The organism is Bradyrhizobium sp. (assembly GCF_030697065.1).
Classification (GTDB): domain Bacteria; phylum Pseudomonadota; class Alphaproteobacteria; order Rhizobiales; family Xanthobacteraceae; genus Bradyrhizobium.
Genome location: NZ_JAUYQU010000087.1, coordinates 83,722 through 93,178, shown reverse-complemented (window position 1 = coordinate 93,178; position 9,457 = coordinate 83,722). Strand labels below are relative to the sequence as shown.

At 64.6% G+C, this 9,457-nt stretch carries 11 protein-coding genes and 1 pseudogene; 1 reads left to right on the top strand and 11 read right to left on the bottom strand.

The features are described 5' to 3' along the window. Positions 1 to 231: 231 nt before the first annotated feature. Entirely contained in the window at positions 232 to 723 is a 492-nt protein-coding gene (locus Q8R73_RS06250) for a zinc-ribbon domain containing protein (protein WP_305718666.1), read from the bottom strand. 399 nt (positions 724 to 1,122) lie between these two features. Between Q8R73_RS06250 and Q8R73_RS26020 the strand changes: the two are divergent. Further along, a pseudogene (locus Q8R73_RS26020) lies at positions 1,123 to 1,656 on the top strand (carbamate kinase); the annotation flags it as partial. A gap of 99 nt (positions 1,657 to 1,755) precedes the next feature. On the opposite strand, the gene Q8R73_RS06245 reads toward Q8R73_RS26020, so the two are convergent. The 10 genes from Q8R73_RS06245 to Q8R73_RS06200 all read right to left on the bottom strand — a co-directional run bounded on the left by Q8R73_RS06245 (position 1,756) and on the right by Q8R73_RS06200 (position 9,328). After that, complete coding sequence (locus Q8R73_RS06245; protein ID WP_305718665.1) at positions 1,756 to 3,168, bottom strand: DASS family sodium-coupled anion symporter; 1,413 nt, start codon at positions 3,166 to 3,168, stop codon at positions 1,756 to 1,758. Between the two features lie 95 nt (positions 3,169 to 3,263). Beyond that, complete coding sequence (locus Q8R73_RS06240; RefSeq protein ID WP_305718664.1) at positions 3,264 to 3,581, bottom strand: DUF2007 domain-containing protein; 318 nt, start codon at positions 3,579 to 3,581, stop codon at positions 3,264 to 3,266. 148 nt (positions 3,582 to 3,729) lie between these two features. Continuing rightward, complete coding sequence (locus Q8R73_RS06235) at positions 3,730 to 4,146, bottom strand: GNAT family N-acetyltransferase (protein ID WP_305718663.1); 417 nt, start codon at positions 4,144 to 4,146, stop codon at positions 3,730 to 3,732. Between the two features lie 267 nt (positions 4,147 to 4,413). Next, complete coding sequence (locus tag Q8R73_RS06230; RefSeq protein WP_305718662.1) at positions 4,414 to 4,851, bottom strand: hypothetical protein; 438 nt, start codon at positions 4,849 to 4,851, stop codon at positions 4,414 to 4,416. A gap of 56 nt (positions 4,852 to 4,907) precedes the next feature. Further along, entirely contained in the window at positions 4,908 to 5,264 is a 357-nt protein-coding gene (locus Q8R73_RS06225; protein WP_305718661.1) for a hypothetical protein, read from the bottom strand. Positions 5,265 to 5,502: 238 nt separating this feature from the next. Further along, positions 5,503 to 5,748, bottom strand: a complete 246-nt coding sequence (locus Q8R73_RS06220; RefSeq protein WP_305718660.1) for a hypothetical protein — start codon at positions 5,746 to 5,748, stop codon at positions 5,503 to 5,505. Positions 5,749 to 5,814: 66 nt separating this feature from the next. After that, on the bottom strand, positions 5,815 to 7,977 hold the full coding sequence (locus tag Q8R73_RS06215) for a xanthine dehydrogenase family protein molybdopterin-binding subunit (protein ID WP_305718659.1): 2,163 nt from the start codon (positions 7,975 to 7,977) through the stop codon (positions 5,815 to 5,817). 1 nt (position 7,978) lies between these two features. Continuing rightward, positions 7,979 to 8,446, bottom strand: coding sequence for a (2Fe-2S)-binding protein (locus Q8R73_RS06210; protein ID WP_305718658.1), 468 nt, complete (start codon positions 8,444 to 8,446; stop codon positions 7,979 to 7,981). Positions 8,447 to 8,483: 37 nt separating this feature from the next. Further along, a complete protein-coding gene (locus Q8R73_RS06205) occupies positions 8,484 to 8,990 on the bottom strand; it encodes a DUF1993 family protein (RefSeq protein WP_305718657.1) in 507 nt (168 codons plus the stop codon). Positions 8,991 to 9,085: 95 nt separating this feature from the next. Further along, positions 9,086 to 9,328, bottom strand: a complete 243-nt coding sequence (locus tag Q8R73_RS06200) for a DUF2789 family protein (RefSeq protein ID WP_305718656.1) — start codon at positions 9,326 to 9,328, stop codon at positions 9,086 to 9,088. Between the last annotated feature and the right edge of the window lie 129 nt (positions 9,329 to 9,457).

The window sequence follows — 9,457 nt, the reverse complement described above, 5'->3', positions numbered from 1 at the left end:
ACGCCATAGTTGCTCTTAAGAAAGTCCGTCGCATTTACCCTGAGAAGCATCTGCGCACGCCACAACGCGAAGCACCCCAGGGTGAACATTGAACCAAGGACGATGACGGTCAACAGCCACACGGGTACAAGCTCCTAACGTAAAAATGACCGGACCACCAACGTGAGCGGCGAAGCCGCCTCCTGCTGTTGTGGGTCCGTGTCGATTGACATGTTATCTCTCATAGCCACCTCACTTGGTGTGCGAGCCATGGCCCGCCGCCGCGCGCGCAGCGTCCTTGCGTTTTCGTTCAGCGGCGCGGCATGAACGGCATAAGACTGCCTGCGTATTGATGTTTCCCTTCGCCTCCTCATACCACCACTTCTGACGCTCGGCGGGCCACACCTCCTCGGTCCCGCAGTTGCGACACACCACAAGGCGATCGACATAGAACCGCGGCAACCGCCCATACGTGTTGTTGTGGCTCAACTGGGCAGGGTCTGCCAGAACCGCGCCTAGCGGTGGCGAAACATCAGGGTCGGTTGCATCGATACCCGCGAGAGCCTTCGCCCGGGCCAACTGCGCCTCGCTCAATCGTCGTTGTTTCCCCTCCGCGCTGGTCATGGCTTCGATGAGAGATAACTTGATATAGACGTCAAACCTGTCTGTACAACAAGGCCGTAGCTCATCAAGTTTCCTCCCGTGATTTATTCTAAGTGCCTGATTTATATCAGGCTTTTCCATCTCAGCCTACCTGCCTGGACCATGAACAAAGTCCACAAACCCAGCAAACCTGTCTGTATAACAAGGTCGACTGACGAATAACAAAGTGAGTGGGATTCGGAGAAATCCTTTGAAAATCAGAGGGTTGGATTGATCTCACGGCAGATCGAGGGTCATAACAAAACGGACAAACCCGTCACGCCGATACCTGCTTTGTGCCTTCGACGCCTATGTCCGCTCCTGGCCGAAAGGAGCCCGACACTCCCAGAGGCATCCAACCGAACCGCCTCAACTTCAGTCATAAAAAAACGGGGCCCAAGGGCCCCGTTCTCTTTCGCAGTCACGCTCCCCGCTCAGGCCTTGACCAAGGCCTTCGCATCAATCGGCAAGCTCCGCACCCCCACCCCCGTCGCTGCATAGATGGCATTGCACACCACCGTGGCACTGGTGACGCGGGCCATGGTGGACCCGGCCGACCCGGCCTTTCAAAACGCCAGCAAGCCCATCGGCCCGCTGTTGCCCGTGCGCCCCGCCCACGGCCCGGCCGTGCAGCTGGCCGGCGGCTGGCGCTACACCGTGGCCTCGCCGCACCCGCAGGCCATCGTCGAAGAACGGGCCATCGCCACCCTGCTGCGCGAACAGCACGTCATCGCCGGCGGTGGCGGTGGCATTGCCATCGCTCGTACGACCACGCGCACGCAGGGCATGCCCGGCGTGGTCGACAAGGACTGGATCGCGGCACGCCTGGCCATCGCCCTGCAGGCGCAGGCACTGGTGTTCGCCACCAATGTGGCCGGGGTGGAAGACGGGCACGGCACGCCGCAGGCGCGCCTGCGCGAAAGGCTCACGGTGGCACAGGCGCGCGCACTGCTGGCAGAAGGCGTGCCGGGCGCCGGCTCCATGGCCCCCAAGGTTGAAAGCGCGGTGGCCTACGTCACGGCCACCGGCCGGCCGGCGCTGATCCTGCACACTGATGCGCTTGCGCAGGCGCTGGATGACATCGCCCCCGGCACGCTCGTCGAGGCCTGTCCGGGCCCACCCAGGCGGGAAGGCTCAGCGCAGCAGCGTCAACAGCCCCCAGCCCGTGAGCACCGCCACGCACACCACATCCAGCGCCAGGCCGGCGCGGATCATGTAGCGCTGCGGCACGTGGCCGCTGCCATAGACCAGGGCGTTGGGCGGTGTGGCCACCGGCAGTGCGAAGCCACAGGAGGCGGCCAGGGCCACCAGCACCACCAGGGTTTCGGCGGGCAGGCCCATCTGCACGGCAATGGCCGCGAACACGGGCACCAGCAAGGCGGCGGCGGCCGTGTTGCTGGCGAACTCGCTCAGCATCACCATGAAGGCGGCCACCCCGGCCAGCATCAGCCAGGGGCTGGCGCCGTGCAGCGCCTGCGCCACCTGCTGGCCCAGCACCAGCGAAGCGCCCGAGTTGCCCAGCACCTCGCCCAGCGCCAGCCCGCCGCCGAAGAGGATGAGCACGCCCCAGTCGGTGTTCTGCGTCACCTGCTGCCAGCTGGCCAGCCCCAGGGCCAGCACGGCGACGGCCGCGGCCACGGCGAAGAAGGCGTCCGGGCTCTGGATACCCAGGGCCTTGAGCGGTGCGGCGCCGAAGACCCAGCCCAGCGCGGTGAGCGTGAAGACCGCCAGCGTCAGGCGGCGCGGCCAGGTCCAGGGCACGGCCTGCATCTCGATGCGCAGCTCGCGGTTCAGGTGCGGGCGCAGCACCACCCACAGCGTGAGCACCATCAGCGGCATGAGCAGCAGCACCAGGGGGATGCCGATCCACAGCCAGTCGGCAAAGCCGATGCCGGCCGCGCGCGCCGCAATGGCATTGGGCGGCGAGCCCACCAGCGTGCCGATGCCGCCGATGCTGGCCGCATAGGCCACGCCCAGCAGCACGAAGACATAGGTGCGGCGCTCCTGCCGCGGGTCCAGCGGGCTCAGGATGCCCAGCGTGAGCGGCAGCATCAGCGCGGCCGTGGCGGTGTTGCTGATGCCCATGGACAGCACCGCCGTCACGCCGAACAGCAGGAACACCGCACGCCCCAGGTGGCCTTTGGAGAGCGCCAGCAGCGCCACGGCCATCTTGCGGTCGAGCTGCTGCACGCGCAGCGCCGTGGCCAGCGCGAAGCCGCCGAAGAACAGGAAGACGATGGGATCGGCAAAGGGCGCGAAGGCCTGCACGGTGCCCAGCCCCGGAAACCCCAACAGCAGCGCGCCCAGCGGCACCAGCAGCGCCGTGACAGCCAGGTGCAGCGCCTCGGTCAACCACAGCAGGCCGATGAAGCACAGCAGGGCCAGGCCCTTTTTCACCGTGGGCTCATAGGGCAGCACGGCATACAGGCCGCCGGCCAGCACCAGGGCCAGCAACACCAGCGCCGCGGCGCGCCCGCCGGCGCGCGGCGGCTCGGCGTGGCGGTGTTCGGATTCGGCGAGGGTGGGTGCGGTGGCAGGTTCGGACATGGGCGGACGATGGATGAGCGGCCTATTGGCTTATTGTCCGGAATTCCGGGCCGCCGCCGGCACAGCACGCGGCCGGGGCCGCCCTGCGCGCCCGCTCAGCGGCCGGTCAGCAAAAGGCAAAGCGCCACACCCACCGCAAGCCCCATCAGGAAAGCGGGCAACCGGCTGGCGGGCGCAGCAGCTGGCGCCGGGGCCTCCCGGGGCTGCTGCGCCTCCCAGCGCGCCACCACGGCACGGGCCATTTCGTAGTCGGCGTCGTTGACCTCCACCCGCACCAGCCCGGCCGCCGGCAGCTCGCCGATGGCGCCTTGCAGATGCTCGCCGTGCACGAAGGCCGCGATGCGCTCCTGCTGCAGCAGGTCCTGCAGCATATGCGCTTCGATCGCGCTGGACGCGTGGTAGAGGGTCTTCATGGGGCAGTCATCCGTCGCCGGGCCGGGTGCCGGGGTTCGGAGAAGGATAGTCTTTCTGCCGGCGCACGAAAAGGTGGGTTCGATGGCGGGGAACACTCACGACAAGGAGGAACCGCCCCGGAAAGATATGCTGATTCAAGCTCGTGTTTTACCAGTACGCCGGATCGAGGAATGCATCGACGCAAGCTGGACGCTCGGCGCGCGTCTGAATAGGCTCTTCGGTAAGAGACAGCCCCAGCCATCCATGCGGCATGGACAGATCCATTGGGGCCTTCAGGACGTTCTCTGAAAGCGGCTTGAAGCCGAATTTTTCGTAGTAGGACGGATCACCATAGGTTACCGCCACCAGAGCGCCACGATTGGCCAGCTCGTTGAGCCCATGCCTGATCAGCGCCTTCCCGACACCAGACTTTTGATGGTCGGTAGCTACTGCCACGGGAGCGAGCATGTAAATCGGTGCTCTATCTGCAAAGTGAAGCCTCGTAAAGAAGATGGCTCCGATAAGCTGTTCATTCTCAACAGCGCAGAAGCAGAGAATTTCAAGATCATCGATGTCGGCACTCAACTTGGCAACCAGACTCCCAATCAGGGCTCCTTCGTCTGCCCCCTCCGAAGAACCAAACGTGGATGTGAAGAGATGCGTTAGATCACTCGCTCTTTCCCTTCCAACTCTTTCCAACTTCATTCTATGCATCCAATTTCAACAAAGCAGCCAAGCGGCATGTGATTGCACATGAGGCATAACGTTGGCGCTGTCCGGCACGCAGCAATTGCCCCGCAGCGGCATCCTGCTGCCGCGGGTCCGCGACGAGCATCTTGTTAGATGCGTTCATTAGAACCACCAACCGTATCGGCGCTTGTTTTCCTTGTGTTGGTCAATGTCGTCTCGAAAGGCATACCGATCTGGACCGGCTCCAAACCAGCCCGAGTACAAGATTAACAAACCAAACAAAATAAGCACCCAGGGCGCAAACCAAGATGACAGCGGGCCATCGGACGCCGGTTTCAACATGGTGTGAAAGCCCCCGAATAGAAGTGGCCCCCCCAATATCAGCGCGACGATTCGCCTGAACCAAACCCACAAGCTGGCAAATATTTTTTCCGGATTCGATGGTGGCTTCGTGCGGTCGCGCGTACCGAAGTACCAAGGAATCATCATCAAGGCTGCAACGGTCAAGAATGCATTGATTGCCGCGCTACTCGTGCCCGCCTTAACAAGGGCAAGCACGGCCAGCAGTAGGAGGGCTAAGACGAATGCTGGTGTCTTCATGAATCTAACGTTTGAGATGAGTGGGAGCCGCAGGCGATCCACTCTCGATTGACTGGTTAGACCACATCATCACCTCCTCGAAATGCTCTTTCGACGAATGCGCCTACGGCATAGAGCGCAAGCAGGGTGGGAACGCCAAGTATGACGTAGGCCACTGGCCAGGAGAGCGCGCGCAAGAATCCACCCAAGCCAATTGCGTAAAGCAAGGCGCCCTGCAATGCGATTGGCATCTGCATCAACACCACTCGGCTCTTTGTATCGTCTGCAACGAATGCCCCGATTACGACCAATGCAGAAGCTACAACGGTGTACAAGATGCAGAACGTCAGACCAGTCCGGCTGACGCGGCGGGCGCTAGATGTCATCTCTATACGGCCTAAAGTGATATCGACCGCAAAAGTGCGGAATAACATGGACGGATGGTCATCCTGGCGCCTCCCTTGCTGCAAGCTAAGTGCTTGTTTTGTTTGAAGAATTCGGACAAATATAGCGCAGGGCCGCGCTCATGACAAACCGTGAAACCCCGCAATGTAACGGCCAACCTCTGCGACCTGGTACGCCACCACCGGCCTGCCGCAGGTGGGTCTCAACCACCGGCCTGCGCCCTTCGCATTCTTTCGCCTGCGAGCGCCCGATGGAGAACTCAGGCCACTAGGTGATCTTGAAGACCGTCCTGACCTTCCTGGACCCAACCCTCTCCTCATACGCCGCCCACTGCTTGATGCCTTTGACCAGCACTGCGGCGCTGACGTCCTTGACGGGTGACCTGGCCTTGAGCCGGCTGGTGACCCAGTCCTGCACATGCGGCAGGGTGTTGCCCTGCTCGCCAGTGGGGATGAGCAGTTCCTTGCCGGCAACGACGCCGGCAGCGGTGACTTTGATTTCGGTGGCGGGCATGCTGTGGATGGTAATGAAAAACGGGGCCCCGCAGGCCCCGTTTTTCGTTGACGCCAACTCGCCGGCTCAGGCCTTCGTCAGCGCCCTGGTGTCGATCGGCAAGCTCCGCACCCGCACACCCGTGGCGGCAAAGATGGCGTTGCACACCGCCGGCGCAATGGGTGGCGTGCCGGGCTCACCCATGCCGCCAGGGGCCTCTTGGCTGGGCAGGATGTGCACTTCCACCTTGGGCATTTCGCTGATGCGCAGCACGGGGTAGTTGTGGAAGTTGCCCTGCTCCACCACACCGTCCTTGTAGCTGATCTGGCCGTAGAGCGCAGCCGACAGGCCGTAGACGATGGCGCTTTCCACCTGGCGTTCGATGGTCAGCGGGTTCACCGTGAGGCCGCAGTCCACCGCGGCCACCACGCGGTGGACCCGGGGCGTGCCGTCCTTGGCCACCGAGACCTCGGCCACCTGGGCCACGAAGCTGCCGAAGCTTTCCGCCACGGCGATGCCTCGGTAGCGGCCTTTGGGCAAGGGCTTGCCCCAGCCGGCTTTCTGCGCGGCGGCTTTGAGCACGCCGAGTTCGCGCGGCTGGTCTTTCAGCAGCTTGGCGCGGAACTGGTAGGGGTCGGCCTTGGCGGCGGCGGCCATCTCGTCGATGAAGCTTTCGATGAAGAAGGCGTTCTGCGAATGGCCCACCGAGCGCCAGAACCACACCTGCGGGCCGGGTTCGGCGCGACCGTAGGCAACGTGCTGGTTGGCAATGCCATAGGGCTGGTCGGCCAGGCCTTCCACGGCGAAGCTGTCCACGCCGTTGTCCGGGATTTTCATGAAGCCCGAGCCCGCCATGATGGAGGGCGAGGCCACGCGGGCCTTGAGCGCGGTGGGCTGGCCCTTGGCATCGAGCCCGCCTTCGAACTTGACCAGCGAGGCGGGGCGGTAGAAGCCGGCGGCCATGTCGTCTTCGCGGGTGTAGATGAGCTTGACGGGCTTGCCGCTGATCTTGGAGAGCAGCGTGGCGTCGATCATGAAGTCGGGGGCGAAGCGCCGGCCGAAGCCGCCGCCCAGCATCATGGTGTTGACCTTGACGTTCGCCACGGGCACACCGGCCACGTTGGCGATGATGCCGGCGGCCGGGCCCTGGCTTTGCGTGCCGGCCCAGATCTCCACGCCGCCGTCTTTCACCCAGGCCAGGCAGTTGAGCGGCTCCATGGTGGCGTGCGCCAGGTAGGGCACTTCGTAGGTGGCGCTCAGGCGGGTGGCGGCGGCGCTGAGCGCGGCGTCCGTGTCGCCGCTGGTCTTGGCCACGGCACCGGCCGCGTCGGCGGCGGCGTTGAGGGCCTGCTTGATCTTGGCGCTGGAGAGGTCCGCGTGCGCGCCCAGGTCCCACTGCACCTTGAGCGCATCGCGGCCCTGGCGCGCGGCGTAGTAGCCGCCGGCCAGCACAGCCACGCCACCGGGGATGGCGATGACGGCCTGCACACCCTTGACGGCGCGAGCCGCGGCCTCGTCGAACTTCAGCGGCTTGGCGCCGTGCACGGGCGCGCGGGCCATGACGGCCACGAGCATGCCCGGCACCTGCGCGTCGATGCCGAACAGGGTGCTGCCGTTGAGCTTGCCCGGCGTGTCCAGGCGGCGGGTGCGCTGGCCGATGATCTTGAAGTCGGCGTTCTTCTTGAGGGTGGGATCCTTCGGCACGGGCTCTTTGGCGGCGGCTTCCACCAGCTGGCCGTAGCTGAGCCTTTTCCCCTTGGGGCCGATCACGTGGCTGGCCGAGGTCTTGAGGCTGGCAGCGGGCACGCCCCACTGCTGGGCCGCAGCGGCCACCAGCATCTCGCGGGCGGCGGCGCCGGCCTGGCGCATGGGCGTGTAGAAGGCGCGGATGGTGGTGCTGCCGCCGGTGGCCTGCATGCCGAAGACGGGGTTGTTGAAGGCGGTGTCCGAAGGCGCCTGCTCCACGCGCACCAGCTTCCAGTCGGCGTCCAGTTCTTCAGCCACCAGCATGGGGATGGCGGTGAGCACGCCCTGCCCCATCTCGGAGGAGCCGCAGACCACGGTGACGCGGTTGTCCGGGGTGATGCGCAGGAAGGCGTTGGGCGCGAAGGCGCCCTGGGCCGTGGCGGCCAGCACGCGCGGTGTACCCAGCGGCAGGGCAAAGCTGACGACCAGGGCCGCGCCGGTGGCGCCACCGGCTTTCAGGAAATCGCGGCGCGAGGGGGCGGGATGGAGGATGGAAGCAGTCATGTCAGGCCCCCTTGGACAGGTTACGTGCGGCGTCCTGGATGGCGGCACGGATCTGGTTGTAGGTGCCGCAGCGGCAGAGGTTGCCGCTCATGGCGGCGTCGATGTCAGCGTCGCTCGGGTTCTTCTTGACACTCAGCAGGGCGACGGCGCTCATGATCTGGCCGCTCTGGCAGTAGCCGCATTGCGGCACGTCCACCTTGGCCCAGGCGGCCTGCACGGCCTTACCCACGCGGCCCTTGCCGACGGCTTCGATGGTGATGACTTTCTTGCCCGCCGCATCGGCCAGCGGCGTGGCGCAGGAGCGCACGGCCTGGCCGTCCACGTGCACGGTGCAGGCGCCGCACAGCGCGATGCCGCAGCCGAACTTGGTGCCGGTGAGCTGCAGGTCTTCGCGCAAGGCCCACAGCAGGGGCATGGCGGGGTCGGCATTCAGGCTGCTGGCCTGGCCGTTGACGGTCATCTGGATCATGGGGCCTCCTGGAGTGTTGTGCTGGACGGAATCTGGATCAGACCGTGCCGAGATAGTCGCGCTTGCCGATCTCCACGCCGTTGTGGCGCAGGATGGCGTAGGCCGTGGTGACGTGGAAGTAGACGTTGGGCGTGGCGTGGCCCAGCAGGAACTGCATGCCGGTGTAGCGGGTTTCCTTGTCGCCGCGCTTGATGACGATTTCCTTGTCCTCGGTGCCGTCGATCTGTCCGGGCTTGAAGGTCTGCAGATAGGCCACGGTCTTGGCGATGCGTGCCTTCAGTTCGGCCAGGGTCTTCTCGGTGTCTTCATAGACCGGGATCTCCACGCCGGCCAGGCGCGCGGCCAGGCCCTTGGCAGTATCGGCGGCGATCATGACCTGGCGCGCCAGGGGCAGCATGTCGGGATAGAGGCGAAAGCCGGTGAGCGCGGTCTCGTCGAGCTTCTTCGCATCCACATGGGCCTGCGCCTTGTCCAGGATGGCGGACAGGCTGTTCAGGGCATTGATGAAGCGCGGTACGCTGGCCTGGTACATGGAAAGGGACATGAGTTACTCCTGGAATGGATAAGGGATACCTGAAACAGTGGCCATCTTAGGACCACAACAGGCGTCACGCGGCAACAGGGTCTTTGCGGCGCGACTCAGGACTCGACGGCACGCAAGGCCAGGCTGAGCTGGTCCGCCACCTCGGCCCAGTCTGCATCGTCCTGCAAATGCTCGTGCAGCAACGATGCCTGCTGCGAAGTCCAGAACGGCGCGTCTTCCAGCCGCGTGGCGGAGTCCAGCGGAGAGTGCGTCTGGATGAAGGCAGCGATGCCCTTCTCTTCACCGGGCAGGCCCAGTTGGACGAAGAGTTCGCTGAAGCGGCGATGGTGGGTAGACATGGTGGGCATCCTTTGTGACCGTAGGGATCAGACGCGGCTCACGCCCGATTCAATGCGCATCTTGCGCTTTGCGCAAGGGTGGGTGTGTAATTGCATTCCGTCCCCAAGGAGTCGTACCGTGTCCACCAG